Genomic DNA, 15,177 nt, shown 5'->3' with positions numbered 1-15,177 from the left:
ACTGACTGCAAAGGCTGTGCCTACGACGCAGCGGAGCCGGTGGTCGACCGGTGGCCTGTGCCCGTGATCACAGCAGTGAGCAGGACCGCCAGGCGATCGGCACGCGTGGCGACCACTGTCCGCCGTCGCCGCGTACGACCACATACGCGGCGAGCGGCGCTTTGAACGAGCTCCCGCCGCACAGGACCCGCCCCGTGTCGACCGAGTAGCTGCCCGCCGGTCCATTGCCGCCCGACTGCGCGGCGGCACGGCCCTGCCACAGCACCCGGCCATCCGAGGAACGCTTGACCTGGACGGTGACCTGCGTGCCGGGCGTCAGGTAGTAGCCGCGGACGGCCACGGTCTGCGATGCTCCCCGGGCGCGCCCCTGGACCGCAGGACCTTCCGGAGGGGTGGGCCCGCGTGAAGGGGACGCAGGCCACACCCAGCGCCGTCCGCCCGGAGGTCATGGTTCACGTTTCGACCTCGACCTATTCGCCCAGCGCCGCGCCGGAACATCCCCACGATCAGCAGCGTCCAAGACCCTTCACGTCCTCACTGCAAGAAGCGGAGGGGACCCCCCTCCTCACCGGCACGGCCGCCCACCGAGTCTGGAACGCTGGGAACGAACATGGTTTGAACCACACCACCACGAACATGGAGCGAGGAGCTCAGAAGAGAGACAGGTTGGGCACGAGCTTGCGCGCTGCGTCGATCAGCCGTTCGGTTACTGCGATTGCCATCGCAGCCTCATTCTGTTCGACGTCGTCACCGGGACGTGTCGGATATTCGATCTCGTTACGGCGGCGGCGTAGCGCGCCGAAGTCTCTGAAGACATCACCGAACTGGGCTCGCAGCACTTCCTCGACGACATAGTGCCCGCCCGCGGTGGTGGGTCGAATGCCTTGGTGCGCCAGCACTGCAGTACAAGCGTGCCTAGCGGCGTCATAGGCGAGGATGAAAGCGCTGTCGGGATCATCCGCGATCGCCCGGGCGGTCCGCAAGGTGCGTTGAGCGCGCTCCAGCCATTCGATGCCATCCGCAGCCGAGCCAACGACCTTCTGTAGCCGCCCCTCCGCCAGCAGGCGATTCACCTCTGCCTCGCCTCGACCCCAGCGCATCACACGCCCTCCTCGGGGGGACCCTTAACCCAGACGAGCGGCGACGACCGGATTTGTTCGACAAGGCGATCCACTGCCTGTGTCCAGCGGCCACGAGTAACGAGAACGGGATTGACGGGGATGCCCAGCGTCCGCTCCACTCGCTCGGCGGCCTCGTACACATCGGTTCGAGACGGATGGCCTATGACCATGACATCAATATCGTTCGGAGGTGGACCGGACTCACCGAGATAGCGGCTCGCCCAGGAGCCGAAGATTGCCACCGCCTCCACGTCCCGCAGCGCGACAAACTCCTGTTCGATGAGAACATGCGGCCCGAATGCCAAGGTCAGGAGTTCGGTGAGCGGCCGGGCATAGCGGCCGGACACAGCCGCCCGGATCAGATGGGCCCTGCCAACCCTGCGACCGCTCAACAAGCCGGCCTCCAGCAGACGCCCCACTTCCCGTTGCATCGTCGTCAGTGGCACTCCGACACGCTGTGCAAGCTCGGTCAGCGTGAACTCGCGGTCGGGTCGCAGATAGAGCACGGTAAGCAGATCCGCCTGATGCCGCGACCGGAAGATCGGCAACAAAGGAGGAGACTCACTACGCATAGACGAAACATATCACCCATCTATGCGTCGCATCAGAGAGTTCTTTGACGCTCCGTCATCAATCGTACCCAGATCGCAGTCATGCGACGACGGTGCCAACGACGCCAAGCTTCGTGCAACTCTGGTTCGGCGATGAGGCAGTGCGTCTTGCGTCGCCAGGACAGCGGCAGCAGCGATCCGTGAGATTCGAGGTCGGTCCAGCGTGGGGTCAGCGCTTGAGGAAGCCCGCCAGGACGTCGTTCAACCGGCAGGTCAGGCGCTCTCGGCTTCGAGGCCATGATCGGCGCCGCGGACGTGACCGCCGACCTGATGCGGCGCACGTTCGAGACGAAACGTCTTCGGCACGGTGTGCGTCCTCCACGCGCTTCTCCCGCTGCTGCAGCGTTCCGCCGCCCCGTCGTGGTCAACGTCAGCAGCAGCCTGGCCTCGCTGACCCGGGTCACCACGCCGGACACCCCGGCGTACGCCTACCCGGGCGTCGCCTGCCCGGCGTCCAAGACCGCGGTCAACATGATCACCGTGCAGTACGCCAAGGCGTTCCTGAACATGCGGATCAACGCGGCGGAGCCCGGCGACGGCTTGCCACCATGGCCCGCATGACGACGACCGATCCCTTATCCCCGTTCCAGTGGCTCAACGTGTCCGAGAACGAGGGCGGTTGCCCACTGGGCGTGATCTTTAGCGTGGCTTTTTTCTGTGCCAAAGGGCTTCGCCCTGGCGGCGAAGCGCCGCCCTTACGGCTCTCCTGAACCGGCCACCCGCCTGAGTATCCCCCCGTCCCCTCGTCCCCCGGGCGCACCGCCCCCTGAACCGGCGGCGCGGTCAAGCTCCAGGGTGTTATAGCAGGTGTTAGCTTCGGGTCGCCGCTCTACCGGCACTCCCCGACCCATGATTACAGCAGTGAGCAGGACCGCCAGGCGATCGGCACGCGTGGCGACCACTGTCCGCCGTCACCGCGTACGACCACATACGCCGTAAGCGGCGCTTTGAACGAGCTCCCGCCGCACAGGACCCGCCCCGTGTCGACCGAGAAGCTGCCCGCCGGTCCATTGCCGCCCGACTGCGCGGCGGCACGGCCCTGCCACAGCACCCGGCCATCCGAGGAACGCTTGACCTGGACGGTGACCTGAGTGCCAGGCGTCAGATAGTAGCCGCGGACGGCCACCGTCTGATACGGCCCCTCATTGGTGGTGGAGCACGTTCCGCCGTCACAGGAAGGCCCGTTGCCGGCATGGTTGCGCTTCACCATGATGACCCACGCGAGCCGGCGGGCCGCGCTGTCGTTGTCGCGCCGCGCCTGCGTGCGGGAGCCGGGGACCACACACCGGAAGTCGCCGGGGTACGCCTCTCGCCAGACGAACCCGGTCGTGCACGCATGCCAGACCCCGGACGCGTTCTCCGACCGCGTCCGGTCACGTACGGACGGCTCCACACATACATGGTCGCTGGCCCGCGCGCCACGCCAGACGTACCCACTGGCGCAGGTATCGGGAGCGAACGCGGTCTCGGCTCCGGCTCCCGTGACCCCGAGCAGCGACCACACCAGGCACCCCGATACTGTCATCGCCGCGAACCTGCCGGAACGTGTGAGCATGTTCTTCCTCCGGGAGAGAGCAAAGAACCGAACGCGGGCAGGCACACCCGGCCCCCGGCGATCGCATCCTGTCCCGCGGCCCACCACCTGGACATGAGTAGCCCCTACTCATATTTCGCTCTCTGGAGTGCGGCTCGTCTGGCCGCCATGGCAGTCGCGACGCTCGCTTCGCGTTTCGCTGCCGCCCTCACGGACCAACGCTGACAGCGATGTCTCCGGCATACCGGCCTCAACACGAATGATCCACATTTTGTGCCATTCGCGTTGACAGCAGCCTTATTCCGATCGATGCTTTTCTTCGCTGCGCGCCCATCTTTTGACCATCATGCCCAATATTTGGGCATCCCGGGGAGAAGTTCACGCCGTGTTCGCGATGCATTGCCTGAAACCCGAGGTCGGACCTGCCGCCGCCTTATCAAGGCGCCTCATGGAGAGTGACGCGGGCCCGGGAGCCACCAAGGAGAGAGGCGTCGCGCGGTGCCGTAACGGCACGCCACCCTGCCCTGCACCGCCAATCGGAGCGAGCGCGCGATGACCGTCGTCACCGACCTCACGAGCAGGCGCCTCTCCGGCTGGTGCGATCTGCCCTGCTCCCCGATCGCGTCATCAATCGCTCGCCGCTGGGTGTCGGCGATGCTCGCCTCCTGGGATCTGCCTCTCTGCGCCGCCACCGACGCGACGATCATGGAGCTGACCAGTGAGTTGGTCACGAACGCGGTCCAGCACGCGACCCCTCCCGCTCGGGGATCCTCCGACATAAGGATCAACGTGCGGGCGGGGAACACCACGGTCTGGCTGGCGGTCTGCGACTCCGATCCGACCCTCCCCACGCAGCGAGCCCCTGACTTCCTCGCCGAAAGCGGGCGTGGACTGTTCCTGGTGGAGGCGCAGGCCGACCAGTGGGGCGCCGTCCCGCACGAAGCCGGCAAGTACGTCTGGTTCAGCCTGGAGTGCCTCGGCGACGCCCGACGGGCGGGCGAGGTGCCCGCCTGGCAGGACATTCGCTGAGCGTTCCCCATCCGGCGCCACGAACACGAAGGAGAATCCCCATGTCCCCCGTCGTTCTTCCCCACGACGTCCACGGCTCCGGGCCGCACCGCGTCATTGCGTTGCACGGCTGGTTCGGAGACCGCGGTTCCTTCAGGAAGATCCAGCCCTACCTGGACGGCGACGCCTTCACCTACGCCTTCCCCGACTACCGGGGGTACGGCGAGGCCCGCGACCTCACCGGCGAGTACACCCTCGCCGAGATCGCCGCCGACGTGACAGCACTCGCCGACAAGCTGGGCTGGGAGACCTTCTCCCTGGTCGGTCACTCCATGGGCGGCACGGCGATGCAGCGGGTGATGCTGGACGCGCCCGGCCGGGTCCGCAAGCTCGTCGGCATCTCTCCGGTGCCGGCCTCCGGCGTGCCGTTCGACGACGACGGGTGGGCGCTGTTCTCCGGCTCCGCCGAGGAGCCCGCCAACCGTCGTGCGATCATCGATCTCACCACCGGCAACCGGCTTCCGGGCACATGGCTCGATGAGATGGTGGACAACTCACTGCGAAACTCCACGGTGACCGCCTACCGGGCCTACCTGGACGCCTGGGCGCGCACCGACTTCCACACCGAGGTGGCCGGCGCCGCCACGCCTGTGCTCGTCATCGCCGGTGAGCGCGACCCCGCGCTTTCCGCCGACGTCATGCGGGGTACGTGGCTGCAGTGGTACCCGAACGCCGAGCTGCTGACATTCGCAGACGCCGGCCACTACGCGATGGATGAGACACCGTTGGCCCTGGTGTCGGCCATCGAACGTTTCCTGTCCGCCTGACGATCTCCAGATGGGATGTCCATGACCGACACAAAGACGACGGTCAACGTGTTCGACCCGCGCATCTACACACAAGGCATCCCGCATGAGACGTACCGCTGGCTGCGCGACCACGACCCCGTGCACTGGCAGGAGGAGCACGAGGTCGGTGACTGGCCGGCAGGCCCCGGGTTCTGGGCGGTGGCCCGCCATGCGGACGTCGTACGCGTGCTACGCACGCCGGCCGAGTACAGCTCCTGGCTCGGCGCCACCCAGATCCGTGACCCGGACCCCGCCGACCTGTCGTTCATCCGGCGCACGATGCTCAACCTCGATCCGCCGGACCACGGCCGGCTCCGGCGGATCGTCTCCGGCGTGTTCACCGCCGGGCGCATCGAGCGTCTCACGACCGGCATCGCGGCACGGGCGCGTCTGCTCGTCGACGAGATCGCTGAGCGAGGCGAGTGCGACCTGCCGGTGGACGTGACCGACGACTACCCGATCCACAACCTCGCGGATCTCCTCGGCATCCCCTCCGCCGACCGCGGCCAGATCCTGGAGTGGACCAACCGCGTGATCGGCTACCAGGACCCTGAGCACGCGACAGTCGTTCACGGCCCGGACGGCAAGCCGGCCAACCCGCGATCCCCGGCCATGCTCACCGACATGTTCGAGTACGCTCACACCCTCGCCGCCTACAAGCGCCGGAATCCGGCAAGCGACGTCATGACCGCGCTCGCCACGGCGGAGGTGGACGGGCAGCGTCTCACCGATCCCGAACTGTCGATGTTCTTCTTTGTCCTGGTCATCGCGGGCAACGACACTGTGCGTTCGGCCCTGCCCGGCGGGATGCTCGCCTTGCTCGACCATCCCGACCAGCATCGTCGGCTGCTCGATCAGCCTGAGCTCCTCGACTCGGCCATCGAGGAGATGCTGCGCTGGCATCCCCCCGTCCTCAGCTTCCGGCGTACCGCTGTACGCGACACAGTCCTGGCCGGGCGGCGCATCGCCGCGGGCGACAAGGTCGTCGTCTTTCACGGTGCCGCCAACTTCGACGAGCGGCAGTTCCCTGACCCGATGCGTTTCGACATCGCACGCCGACCCAATGACCACATCTCGTTCGGGGACGGCCCGCACGTGTGCCTCGGCTCCCGTTTCGCCCGGCTGCAACTCCGCGTGTTCTACCGGGAACTGCTGTGGCGGCTGCCCGACGTCGAACTCGCCGGACCACCGGTCCGGCTGGTGTCGAACTTCATCGGCGGCATCAAGCACCTGCCCATGTGCTACACCCCAGTGCCTCGCCTTGGCGTCCAATGACCGGGGAGCAACACAGGACGGCCGCCTCCATGGCGGGCTCGAAGACGATCGACACCGGACTGCGGCTCCTGGAGATCCTCCGGGACCATACGGACGGTTTGACGATCAACGAACTCGCGCAGCTGGCCGGGATACATCGCAACGCCGTCTCGCGCCATCTGGCCGCCCTCGGCAACCACCGGCTGGTCGCACGGATCGGCACTCGCTACACCCTCGGCCTGGGCATCGTCGAGCTCAACGCCGCCGTGCAGCACAGGCTCCGCAGTGCGGCCGCCTCCGCGCTCCAGGTGCTGGCCGACACCTGCAACGCCACCGCTTTCATCACGGTGCTCGACATCGACGAGAGCCAGGCGGTCGTGCTCGCAGTGGCCGAGCCGCGCGCCTCACAGATCCACGTCAGCTATCGCGCCGGCACCCGGCATCCCGCGAACCGCGGCGCCTCGGGGATCGCCATCCTGGCCGGCCGCCCGCCCTGCCCGGGCGAGCGCCCGGCGATAGCCGAGGCCCGCGTCACCGGCTACTCGGTCACCGCGGGTGAGCTGCAGCCCGGGGCGTGGGGTGTCGCCGTCCCGATCACCACGCCCGGGCGACCGGCCGACGCCAGCGTGGGCGTGGTCACCATCGGTGTGCGGGATGAGAGCACGATCGTCCCACTGGTGCTCAGCGCCGCGACCGAGATATCGCGGCTCCTCTAGCGTGACAGGGCAGGCCGTCACGCCCTGCACCCCATCGCAGCGGTTCTATGCGCGTCACAGTCCCGTGCCGGAACACGTTCAGCACGGCAGCTCCCAGCGTTCACCGGTCGGCAGGTCGGCCACGAGCAGGTCCGGGCCGGCCAGCCGCGCCGCGTCCGAGGCGGTGCCGTTGGTGCGGAACAGCCGCGAGAGCGGGTCGCGCCCGTGGGCGTCGTGCACGGGGACCAGCACCCGTGTGCCAAGTATCGACGACCCGGCAACGGCCTGTGCCGGACCCATCACCAGGCGCGGGCCGAACAGCGGGCGCAACCCATTGACCGGCAGCAGAGCGAGGTCTACCGGTGGCTGCTCGGCGCGGTACCGCTCCAAGAGCGCGACGTCGGCGATCTCACCGCCGAAGAACACCCGGCCACCTGCGGTGTCGAACGCATAGGCGTTGTTGGGCCACATCAGAGTCCGTCCCGCGGGCACCACCCGCATGGACACACCGGGGGCGATGTCGCGGGTCTGTCCCCAACTCAGGCGCTCTGCCCGCAGGAAGCCGAGTGCCCGCGCGCGGCGCGCCATGCCGGCGGTGGGCACATACAAGGGTGTGGTGTCCTTGGCGGGCAGGGCGCACAACCCGCGCAGGTCCCAGTGGTTGGTGGCCAGGTTGGTGACGACGATGGCGGCGAGCGGGGGCAGGTCGCAGATCCCTAGGCCCAGTGGCTCTCCACGGCGCAGCCACCACCGTTCGGTGAACCACGGGTCGGTGAGTACGGCGCGGCCGTCCAGCTCCAGCAGCACGCAGGAGTTGACCACGCGGGTGACCGCGATCGATGACTTGATCATGCCGTCAGCGTGCCGGTTAATGTACACATGAAGTCAAGCGAGGGGCTGGCCATCGGCGAGCTGGCACAACGGTTCGGCTTGGCCACGCACGTGCTGCGGCACTGGGAGAGCATGGGGCTGCTGAAGCCCGCGCGGCGTGCCGATGGTCAGCGCTCATACGGATCGGCGGATCTGGAGCACGTGGCGCTGATCCTGATGGGCAAGGAAGCCGGTTTCACGCTGGGAGAGCTGCGTGCACTGCTGTCCACCCCCAGCCCGATGGACCACCGGGACCTGCTGCGCCGCCACGTCGAAGAGCTTGAGCAGCGCATCTCACAGGCACAGGCGGCCAAGGAGCTGATCGAGCATGCGCTTGCCTGCCCGCAGAGCTTCGCCGAGTGCCGGCATGCTCGCGACCAGATCGCGTCACGGATTCCTCCTCCCTCCAATCGGCGGTCGCTCCTACCCGGGCCAGGCCCTGTTTCACAGCGGCCTTCTCCTCGGCGGTGAAGGCATGCCCCCGCAGCGTCGGCAGCACTCGCCCGACCGCGGCGACGAACACCGAACATGCCCCGACCTCGACCAGGCGGGGCAGGGCAGGTGTGCGCTGCCGGACGACCTCACCCGTGCTGGAACGGTTCCTCTATCGCCTGGCGCTGTCCCCTCTCGGCAGCCGGCATTTCATCCTCAAAGGCGACCAGCTACGTGCAAGCAGACACGGGAGCCCCCCGTGCTGGACATTGCCGCGGAACTGCACCGTTGGACCGAGGACGGCGGGAGTTCGCCGTCGCCCGCGTTGTGACCGTCGACGGCAGCGCCGGTGGCGACCTGCGTTGGGGCTCGGCCGCCGGCCGCCACAGATCACGGTGTGGTGGTGAGGACGGGCCTCCAGTTGGGACGGCTGAGCGCGCCGGTCCAGCCGGTGAGCGGGATGACCTCCTGCTTGCCCGTCACCTCGACCAGCACCAGGCGGTAGCGGGACTTGCTGCTGTCCCCGGTCGTGCGGTCCTGAGCCCAGGCGATCAGATGCGTGTCGTCGGCCCAGGCCAGCGACTGCACGATGACATGATCACCCGGTGGCTTCAGGAGGGTGGTGTCGCTGCCGTCCACTCGCGCGTAGGCCTTCCATCTGGGTTCCCTGTCAAGTTCAGCGTGGTGAAGTGGGCGGGCGGGCCTTGGTGTGGGCGATCGGCGGTTCTCGAGGACTTGGCAGGCCACCCACCGAGTACGGCGGCCTGCCAAGTCCTGCCTGCCTAACTCGGCCGTAGCCGACAGTGGTTGCGGTCAGAGGCCGATGTCGATCAGCCACTGCCCGGTGGTGCGGGGGGTGACGCCGAGCAGCTTCTGGGCGGAGTTCTCAGGCGTGATCGAGCGGTCCGGGAGCGTGCTCATGGCCGCGTAAGCCCCGGCCACGTCGGCGGCGGGGCCCTCGCCGATCAGGGGGGCGACGGAGGTGCGGAACTGCTCGGTGGTGATCTGCTCGAAGACCACGTTCTTGCCGAAGTGGGCGCCGAACGCCTCGGCCAGGTCCGGTCCGGTGATCGCCGGGTCCTGTCCGACGGAGACTACGCCGGTGACGTCCGGGCGCTCGAACAAGGCGACCGCGACGTCGGCGATGTCCAGGTGCGACGCCCAGGAGACGGGGAAGTCCGCCCGGATCGGGTAGGGCAGCGCGCCCTGCTCACGGACCGTGTCGATGACGTACGGCATGAGCAGGTTCTCCAGGTACAGCTCGGCCGCGATCACCGCATGGGACGCCCCGCTGTCAGCCAGGTCCCTGACCAGCGCCGAGACCGCGTCGTCGCCGGTGGGGTCGATCGGGTAACCGCTGGTGGAGAACACCACGCGGGCCGGGCGGGCCTCGCGGACGGCAGCGACAATGTTGCGCGCGTAGGTCTGGCGGTCTTCTTCGGAGACCACCGGCAGGTGGACGAACACCCCGTCGGCACTCCGGTACGCCTCGGTCAGTTCCTCCGTGGAGGAGTATCCGGCGGCCACGACACGCGCGCCGTCCACGACGGCGTCCGGGTTGCGGGTCAGAGCGGTCACGGACTTGCCCGCGGCGGCGAGAGCGGCGACGACGGGGGCACCTTGGGCGCCGGTGGCGCCGTGAATCACGTAGGTCATGACGTCATTAGTGCATACAATGCATCAGTTACATCAACTGCACTAATGGGATACGGTCAGAAATGTGACTGATCCCTGTCTTCCCGAGTGCGGTGTCGCCCGATTCCTCACCCTGCTCAACGGCCCGTGGGCCACCTTGATCGTGCGCGAACTGCTGCATGGCCCCCACCGCTTCACCGAACTGCGCGACGCACTGCCCGGCATCAGCCCCCACACCCTGACCAGCAGGCTGCGCCAGTTCGAGCGGCACGGCATCGTGACGCGCACCACCTACGCGGAGATCCCGCCGCGCGTTGTGTACAAGCTCACCCCTCTCGGCGAGGGGCTGCGCGACGTCCTGGAGGCCATGGGGACCTGGGCCATGGCGGTGCCGGATCCCGAGGCCGACGTCACCGTCTGACATGCGCCCCCGCCCGGCGGTGCGGACGCGGTCACGCCAAGGACGCCAGCCTCTGCCGTCCGCGCCAACGGCAGCCCCCACATGACCCCGGCCTGGTTCCTCCTCGACGGCGACGACGGCCGGGCTGGCTGCCACCGCTGCGGGTGCTCGAGCGGCTGCGCGACATCTCCGCCCGCTGCACCTTGACGGCGTTCAACGTCGGCGTTGGCGTTGGCGTTGGCGTTCAGTCCACCACCTTGGCGGTGCTGGCCGCCCTCGGCGAGATCTCTCGCTCGGACCTCATGGTCTTCGTCGACACCGGGTGGGAGCCCGCCGCGGTCTGCGACAACGTCGATTGGATCGAACGCGAGCTCGCCCGGCCGAGATCCTGTTCGTCCGCGTCAGCGCCGCCGACATCCGCGCTGATGCGCTGCGCACCGATGGTGGTCACTACGCCACCCTGCCCCTGCACGTACGCCGCCACCACGGCGGCCACGCCGTGATCAAATGCCAGTGCACCCGGCTGGACGGCGTGAAGACAACGCAACGCGACATGCCCACCGCCCCAACGCGGCACCATCTAGGGGCGGGCGCCGAGGGCCCGAAGCGCTTGTTCGAGCGCGTCGGCCTGGCCGAGACCGGCTCGGATCCTGTCGGCTCCGCCATCTGCGAAGGTCACCGTATAGTCGTTGGTGAATCCACCCTCGAAGTGCTGCTGCCGCGTGAAGCGCATCTCAGGCCCGCCGCCCGCCGCCAGCTCGCGTACCAGCCTCGACCGGTGCGGAAGCAGGTGTGGGACTACCTGGCGGAACAGCTTGACCGAGACGAACGCCACGGGCGCGGCCGGCACGGCCCACAGGACGGCCACCCAGACTTCGCCGTCGGCGACCGCGTACAGGCAGCCCACCACGGCGAGGGTCGCCAGCACGCTCCACAAGATCGCGTGGGCGCCCATGCGCAGGCCGGCGCGCACGTAAGCGGCGCTCACCACGCCCAGGGGCCCGACCGGGCCGCCCGCAGACGCAGACGCAGACGCAGACGCAACGGGATGCTGGGACTCGCTCATGCGCGAACTCCTCGCTGAACGTAGTTCCGCCGCCAGCGACGGACCTGGTAGCACCTTAGGACCGCGCACGCCCGCGAACCATGCCCCGGACCGTGACGCTCCGCTGACCGAAACCAGGAACCAGCTTGTCGTGGGGGTTGCGCTCGACTCCGGACGTACTCATCCGGGCCGCCCGCGTGCGCGTACTGCTCACGCACCGGGCGCAGCCCACTCCGCCGCAATACTCGGGTTGAGGTCGAATAGCCCTCTGGTCATGGCCCAGAGATGCGGATCATCGGTCTCGGCATCCAGCCGCAGCCAGAGCATGTCTGGCCGAACCGTCCCGCTCGCTGCTCACTTGGCCGCTGTTCTCGGAAGTGCTGAGCCGGCCGTTGTACGTGGTCAGCGAAGACCTTATTCTCGGAGGATCTAGCTTCGAACTCGGCCGACGCCAACGACGTTGGGGAGGGGCTACGGCTGGAATACGACCCGGAGCCTTCTTACGGACCGAAGTCTTCGTCGAGGACCGGTTGGCCGCGACCCCCAGAGGGTGCTGGGCCATGGCCTTCCTCACACGGCTCATGCTGTCCCCTGTGTGCGCCGGCGCTTGAAAGCCACGTGTGATCGACTGGAACTGCTCCGTGTGGATGCTCGGCACGTTCCTGCACGAGGCGCCATGAACATGATCTTCATACGGGTTCGAGACGGCGGAGGTGTAGGCACAGCGCCTCAGCTCTGGTGGGCCCCGCACTCACGCTGACGCTCGACGGCCTGTGCCCGTGATCACAGCAGTGAGCAGGACCGCCAGGCGATCGGCACGCGCGGCGACCACTGTCCGCCGTCACCGCGTACGACCACGTACGCGGTAAGCGGCGCCTTGAACGAGCTCCCGCCGCACAGGACCCGCCCCGTATCGACCGAGAAGCTGCCCGCCGGTCCATTGCCGCCCGACTGCGCGGCAGCACGGCCCTGCCACAGCACCCGGCCATCCGAGGAACGCTTGACCTGGACGGTGACCTGCGTGCCAGGCGTCAGATAGTAGCCGCGGACGGCCACCGTCTGATACGGCCCCTCATTGGTGGTGGAGCACGTTTCGCCGTCACAGGAAGGCCCGTTGCCGGCATGGTTGCGCTTCACCATGATGACCCAGGCGAGCCTGCGGGCCGCGCTGTCGTTGTCGCGCCGCGCCTGCGTGCGGGAGCCGGGGACCACACACCGGAAGTCGCCGGGGTACGCCTCCCGCCAGACGAACCCGGTCGTGCACGCATGCCAGACCCCTGACGCGTTCTCCGACCGCGTCCGGTCACGTACGGACGGCTCCACACATACGTGGTCGCTGGCCCGCGCGCCACGCCAGACGTACCCACTGGCGCAGGTGTCGGGGGCGAACGCGGTCTCCGCGCCCGCTCCCGTAACCCCGAGCAGCGACCACGCCAGGCACCCCGATACTGTCACCGCCGCGAACCTGCCGGAACGTGTGAGCATATTGTTCCTCCGGAAGAGAGCAAAGGACGGAACGCGGACGGGCACACCCGGCCCCCGCGATCGCATCCTGTCCCGCGACCCACCGCCGGGACATGAGTAGCCCCTACTCATATTTCGCTCTCTGAAGTGCGGCTCATGATTGAGTAGGGCTGGTCGGGCATGCGTCCCATCAGTACGAGGAGTCACATGGCAGACGGCTTCAACCCTTCGGGAATCTGGGCGCCGAACGGGCGGGCGTTCTCACAGGGCGTCATCCAGGGCGCGGGAGAGGTTGTCCACGTCACCGGACAGGTCGCCTGGGACGAGCACGGCGAGGTGATCGGCGCTGGTGACATCGAGGCGCAGATGGAGAAGAGCATTGACAACATCCGCCGCATCCTCGCCGCCGTCGGCGGTCGGCTGGACGACATCGTCTCGATGACGATCTACTTTCTGCGCCGTGAGGATCTGTCGACGATCCAGCAAGTACGGTCCCGGCATTTCTCACCTGGCTCCGCCCCCGCCAGCGTGTTGATCCAGGTACCCGGACTGGTCCTGCCGGAGTTCCTGGTAGAGCTCGTACCGATCGCCGTGATACCTCTGGAGCGGTTCGTTCGCCCAGCCTAGGGCTGTGATCGGAGAAGATCCCTGGTTGGTGGTCGTCAGGCTGCAAGGCTGAGTAGTCGGCCGCCCCAGCGGATGCCTTCTCGCGTCGGACGCGGGCGCGTTCGCGGCGTTGGGCGGACAGTACGTCGGGGTGGCCACACACGACATCCAGACGGTTCCTCTATCGCCTGGCGCTGTCCCCTCTTGGTTTCACGAACGACTTTTGGTACCAGCTCCTAATGGCTGCCAGAGCTCTCGCCAATGTGGGGTGGGTGGCTCTGTCGTTGAGCAGCCGACAAGGGATCGGGCGACGGCAGGTGGCGTGTCCAGGCGGTCTGGCCGCTTGGCATGAGGATAGCGAAGTCCCTGCTCTATGAAGTTGATCTCTAGGCAAGACCACTTCTAGCAGGGGCTTCGCAGCGTTCTGGGACCCAATCCAGCGAGCCGTTCAGACAATCACACACCGTGGCTGATCGTTACCGGAGAAGGCTCATTGTCAGGTTGCCGGCGCGTCCTCGATGATCCACTGGATCCCATGCGGGATGAGAAAGTCGAGGAAAGCGGTCGGGTGGTAGGCCTGGGCGGGTGCGAGTACTCCCGGCTTGGCAGGGTCGGCGATGAGACGGCGGGCGCTTTCGACGGCGATCACCGCGGTCGTGCCGTAGGTGTCAGGGCCCTGGACGATGCCGCGGGCGCGGCGGCCGTCGGTACTGGTGGCGTCGACCACGTAGGTGAAGTGCTGGGTGCGGCGGCTGTCCTCATCGGGTCCTTCAGGCAGGCTTTCGATGATCTGCGGTGTGAGGGGGGTGTTCAGCCGGTCGCCCAACGCCGCCTCGGTCAGGCCCTCGACATGCCGGACGCGGATGTGACGGGGAATGGTCACCACCTCCGACACAGGGAAGGCCATCACCGGGGTCGCCTCCGACTGTCCGGGCAGTCTGATCGCGGTGTGGCGGGCGGGCATGCCGGGACGCCAGTCGCCGTCGTGGTAGGCCATGCCTCCCGCCTTGATGGCGTCGATCGTTTCGACCACCGAACGCAGCGAGCCGCGCGACATGCCGCCGCCCCCGACGACCACGTGGGTGGTGACGATCTCTTCGACCGGTTCAAGGCGGTCGGCCAGGATGTGGGCCATGAGGTCTACCGGGACGCAGCCGTCGTTGGCGGCGGGTACGACAGTGACGCCGGCGTTCTCCGCCTCCGTGGTGAAGGTGTCGAAGATCTTCTTGACGTAGAGCTGCTCGCCTGAGGTGTCGACGTAGTGGCAGCCGGCGGCGATCGCGGCGCGGACCACGGCCTCACCTGACGAGGTGAAGGGTCCGGCGCAGTTGATGACGCCGTCGCAGCCGCGGAACGCGCTCACAAGCGCCTCATGGTCGCTGGTGTCGGCCACGCGTCGTTCCGCGTCGGGGAGGCCGACCGCCGAGGCGGCCTCCTCCAGGCGCGTGAGATCCCGTCCGGCCAGGACCATCTCGATGTCGCGTCGTGCCAGTTCGGTGAGCACGAGCTTTCCCTGGTATCCACTCGCGCCATAAACGGCGATCTTCATGTCATCTCCTCACGGTGGGAGCTGCGCGGTTGCTCAGCCCCACCAGCACAGTAAGTCGCTGACACAAGACGATTGAATGCGTGATCCGCTCTAGAGTTTGCGTCA

At 67.7% G+C, this 15,177-nt stretch carries 20 protein-coding genes and 1 pseudogene; 9 read left to right on the top strand and 12 right to left on the bottom strand.

Features of this window, described 5'->3' with window-relative positions; all coding sequences use genetic code 11:
• Positions 1-67 precede the first annotated feature (67 nt).
• The 3 genes from OHA25_RS13930 to OHA25_RS13920 all read right to left on the bottom strand — a co-directional run bounded on the left by OHA25_RS13930 (position 68) and on the right by OHA25_RS13920 (position 1,693).
• Positions 68-340, bottom strand: coding sequence for a hypothetical protein (locus OHA25_RS13930; protein ID WP_327587974.1), 273 nt, complete (start codon positions 338-340; stop codon positions 68-70).
• Between the two features lie 310 nt (positions 341-650).
• A complete protein-coding gene (locus tag OHA25_RS13925) occupies positions 651-1,073 on the bottom strand; it encodes a HEPN domain-containing protein (protein ID WP_327587973.1) in 423 nt (140 codons plus the stop codon).
• Between the two features lie 26 nt (positions 1,074-1,099).
• Positions 1,100-1,693, bottom strand: coding sequence for a helix-turn-helix domain-containing protein (locus OHA25_RS13920; RefSeq protein WP_327587972.1), 594 nt, complete (start codon positions 1,691-1,693; stop codon positions 1,100-1,102).
• 276 nt (positions 1,694-1,969) lie between these two features.
• Between OHA25_RS13920 and OHA25_RS13915 the strand changes: the two genes are divergently transcribed.
• Together OHA25_RS13915 and OHA25_RS13910 are read left to right on the top strand one after the other, a co-directional pair.
• On the top strand, positions 1,970-2,293 hold the full coding sequence (locus OHA25_RS13915; protein WP_327587971.1) for a hypothetical protein: 324 nt from the start codon (positions 1,970-1,972) through the stop codon (positions 2,291-2,293).
• Positions 2,290-2,442, top strand: a complete 153-nt coding sequence (locus OHA25_RS13910; protein WP_327587970.1) for a hypothetical protein — start codon at positions 2,290-2,292, stop codon at positions 2,440-2,442. Before OHA25_RS13915 ends, OHA25_RS13910 begins: the two co-directional genes overlap by 4 nt.
• A gap of 143 nt (positions 2,443-2,585) precedes the next feature.
• On the opposite strand, the gene OHA25_RS13905 is transcribed toward OHA25_RS13910, so the two are convergent.
• Entirely contained in the window at positions 2,586-3,287 is a 702-nt protein-coding gene (locus OHA25_RS13905; RefSeq protein WP_327587969.1) for a hypothetical protein, read from the bottom strand.
• 531 nt (positions 3,288-3,818) lie between these two features.
• Between OHA25_RS13905 and OHA25_RS13900 the strand changes: the two genes are divergently transcribed.
• Genes OHA25_RS13900 through OHA25_RS13885 form a run of 4 tightly spaced genes read left to right on the top strand, consistent with a single transcriptional unit; the run spans position 3,819 to position 7,092 of the window.
• Complete coding sequence (locus OHA25_RS13900; protein ID WP_327587968.1) at positions 3,819-4,295, top strand: ATP-binding protein; 477 nt, start codon at positions 3,819-3,821, stop codon at positions 4,293-4,295.
• A gap of 41 nt (positions 4,296-4,336) precedes the next feature.
• Positions 4,337-5,101 carry an alpha/beta fold hydrolase gene (locus OHA25_RS13895; RefSeq protein ID WP_327587967.1) on the top strand — a complete coding sequence of 255 codons (765 nt, stop codon included), beginning with the start codon at positions 4,337-4,339 and terminating at the stop codon, positions 5,099-5,101.
• 21 nt (positions 5,102-5,122) lie between these two features.
• The gene (locus tag OHA25_RS13890) at positions 5,123-6,397 is read left to right on the top strand and encodes a cytochrome P450 (protein ID WP_327587966.1); all 1,275 of its coding nucleotides are present in this window, start codon (positions 5,123-5,125) and stop codon (positions 6,395-6,397) included.
• Positions 6,398-6,426: 29 nt separating this feature from the next.
• The gene (locus OHA25_RS13885; RefSeq protein WP_327587965.1) at positions 6,427-7,092 is read left to right on the top strand and encodes an IclR family transcriptional regulator; all 666 of its coding nucleotides are present in this window, start codon (positions 6,427-6,429) and stop codon (positions 7,090-7,092) included.
• Between the two features lie 78 nt (positions 7,093-7,170).
• On the opposite strand, the gene OHA25_RS13880 is transcribed toward OHA25_RS13885, so the two are convergent.
• On the bottom strand, positions 7,171-7,923 hold the full coding sequence (locus tag OHA25_RS13880) for an MBL fold metallo-hydrolase (protein WP_327587964.1): 753 nt from the start codon (positions 7,921-7,923) through the stop codon (positions 7,171-7,173).
• Positions 7,924-7,950: 27 nt separating this feature from the next.
• Here OHA25_RS13880 and OHA25_RS13875 point away from each other — a divergent pair, with 27 nt between their 5' ends.
• The gene (locus OHA25_RS13875) at positions 7,951-8,412 is read left to right on the top strand and encodes a MerR family transcriptional regulator (RefSeq protein ID WP_327587963.1); all 462 of its coding nucleotides are present in this window, start codon (positions 7,951-7,953) and stop codon (positions 8,410-8,412) included.
• On the opposite strand, the pseudogene OHA25_RS61310 reads toward OHA25_RS13875, so the two are convergent.
• From OHA25_RS61310 to OHA25_RS13865, 3 genes and pseudogenes are all read right to left on the bottom strand, one after another.
• A pseudogene (locus OHA25_RS61310) lies at positions 8,399-8,464 on the bottom strand (hypothetical protein); the annotation flags it as partial. The gene OHA25_RS13875 and the pseudogene OHA25_RS61310 sit on opposite strands and share 14 nt — an antisense overlap.
• 299 nt (positions 8,465-8,763) lie before the next feature.
• Positions 8,764-8,961: a hypothetical protein gene (locus OHA25_RS13870; protein ID WP_327587962.1), complete on the bottom strand. Its 198-nt coding sequence runs from the start codon at positions 8,959-8,961 to the stop codon at positions 8,764-8,766.
• A gap of 225 nt (positions 8,962-9,186) precedes the next feature.
• The gene (locus tag OHA25_RS13865; RefSeq protein WP_327587961.1) at positions 9,187-10,029 is read right to left on the bottom strand and encodes an NmrA family NAD(P)-binding protein; all 843 of its coding nucleotides are present in this window, start codon (positions 10,027-10,029) and stop codon (positions 9,187-9,189) included.
• A 64-nt stretch (positions 10,030-10,093) separates the two neighbouring features.
• Between OHA25_RS13865 and OHA25_RS13860 the strand changes: the two genes are divergently transcribed.
• Entirely contained in the window at positions 10,094-10,429 is a 336-nt protein-coding gene (locus tag OHA25_RS13860; RefSeq protein WP_327587960.1) for a winged helix-turn-helix transcriptional regulator, read from the top strand.
• Between the two features lie 223 nt (positions 10,430-10,652).
• Here the strand turns inward: OHA25_RS13860 and OHA25_RS13855 are convergent, their stop codons facing one another.
• The 3 genes from OHA25_RS13855 to OHA25_RS13845 all read right to left on the bottom strand — a co-directional run bounded on the left by OHA25_RS13855 (position 10,653) and on the right by OHA25_RS13845 (position 12,938).
• On the bottom strand, positions 10,653-10,904 hold the full coding sequence (locus tag OHA25_RS13855; RefSeq protein ID WP_327587959.1) for a hypothetical protein: 252 nt from the start codon (positions 10,902-10,904) through the stop codon (positions 10,653-10,655).
• An 84-nt stretch (positions 10,905-10,988) separates the two neighbouring features.
• Complete coding sequence (locus tag OHA25_RS13850; RefSeq protein WP_327587958.1) at positions 10,989-11,396, bottom strand: hypothetical protein; 408 nt, start codon at positions 11,394-11,396, stop codon at positions 10,989-10,991.
• 840 nt (positions 11,397-12,236) lie between these two features.
• Positions 12,237-12,938: a hypothetical protein gene (locus OHA25_RS13845; protein ID WP_327587957.1), complete on the bottom strand. Its 702-nt coding sequence runs from the start codon at positions 12,936-12,938 to the stop codon at positions 12,237-12,239.
• 186 nt (positions 12,939-13,124) lie between these two features.
• On the opposite strand from OHA25_RS13845, the gene OHA25_RS13840 reads away from it, so the two are divergent.
• Positions 13,125-13,544 (top strand): RidA family protein, encoded by a 420-nt coding sequence (locus tag OHA25_RS13840; protein ID WP_305919446.1) that lies wholly within the window; start codon positions 13,125-13,127, stop codon positions 13,542-13,544.
• Positions 13,545-14,019: 475 nt separating this feature from the next.
• On the opposite strand, the gene OHA25_RS13835 is transcribed toward OHA25_RS13840, so the two are convergent.
• Positions 14,020-15,072, bottom strand: a complete 1,053-nt coding sequence (locus tag OHA25_RS13835) for a saccharopine dehydrogenase family protein (RefSeq protein WP_327587956.1) — start codon at positions 15,070-15,072, stop codon at positions 14,020-14,022.
• Between the last annotated feature and the right edge of the window lie 105 nt (positions 15,073-15,177).

This window comes from Nonomuraea sp. NBC_00507, from assembly GCF_036013525.1.
In the GTDB taxonomy this organism is placed as follows: Bacteria; Actinomycetota; Actinomycetes; order Streptosporangiales; family Streptosporangiaceae; genus Nonomuraea.
Note: the sequence above shows the minus strand (reverse complement) of the source record. Positions and strands in the feature narration are given on the sequence as shown.

What these genes read in the sequence shown, in the direction of transcription:
- OHA25_RS13920 (WP_327587972.1), bottom strand. Translation starts at nt 1,693, where the DNA reads ATGCGTAGTGAGTCTCCTCCTTTGTTGCCGATCTTCCGGTCGCGGCAT.
- OHA25_RS13915 (WP_327587971.1), top strand. Translation starts at nt 1,970, where the DNA reads ATGATCGGCGCCGCGGACGTGACCGCCGACCTGATGCGGCGCACGTTC.
- OHA25_RS13910 (WP_327587970.1), top strand. Translation starts at nt 2,290, where the DNA reads ATGACGACGACCGATCCCTTATCCCCGTTCCAGTGGCTCAACGTGTCC.
- OHA25_RS13905 (WP_327587969.1), bottom strand. Translation starts at nt 3,287, where the DNA reads ATGCTCACACGTTCCGGCAGGTTCGCGGCGATGACAGTATCGGGGTGC.
- OHA25_RS13900 (WP_327587968.1), top strand. Translation starts at nt 3,819, where the DNA reads ATGACCGTCGTCACCGACCTCACGAGCAGGCGCCTCTCCGGCTGGTGC.
- OHA25_RS13895 (WP_327587967.1), top strand. Translation starts at nt 4,337, where the DNA reads ATGTCCCCCGTCGTTCTTCCCCACGACGTCCACGGCTCCGGGCCGCAC.
- OHA25_RS13890 (WP_327587966.1), top strand. Translation starts at nt 5,123, where the DNA reads ATGACCGACACAAAGACGACGGTCAACGTGTTCGACCCGCGCATCTAC.
- OHA25_RS13885 (WP_327587965.1), top strand. Translation starts at nt 6,427, where the DNA reads ATGGCGGGCTCGAAGACGATCGACACCGGACTGCGGCTCCTGGAGATC.
- OHA25_RS13880 (WP_327587964.1), bottom strand. Translation starts at nt 7,923, where the DNA reads ATGATCAAGTCATCGATCGCGGTCACCCGCGTGGTCAACTCCTGCGTG.
- OHA25_RS13875 (WP_327587963.1), top strand. Translation starts at nt 7,951, where the DNA reads ATGAAGTCAAGCGAGGGGCTGGCCATCGGCGAGCTGGCACAACGGTTC.
- OHA25_RS13865 (WP_327587961.1), bottom strand. Translation starts at nt 10,029, where the DNA reads ATGACCTACGTGATTCACGGCGCCACCGGCGCCCAAGGTGCCCCCGTC.
- OHA25_RS13845 (WP_327587957.1), bottom strand. Translation starts at nt 12,938, where the DNA reads ATGCTCACACGTTCCGGCAGGTTCGCGGCGGTGACAGTATCGGGGTGC.
- OHA25_RS13840 (WP_305919446.1), top strand. Translation starts at nt 13,125, where the DNA reads ATGGCAGACGGCTTCAACCCTTCGGGAATCTGGGCGCCGAACGGGCGG.
- OHA25_RS13835 (WP_327587956.1), bottom strand. Translation starts at nt 15,072, where the DNA reads ATGAAGATCGCCGTTTATGGCGCGAGTGGATACCAGGGAAAGCTCGTG.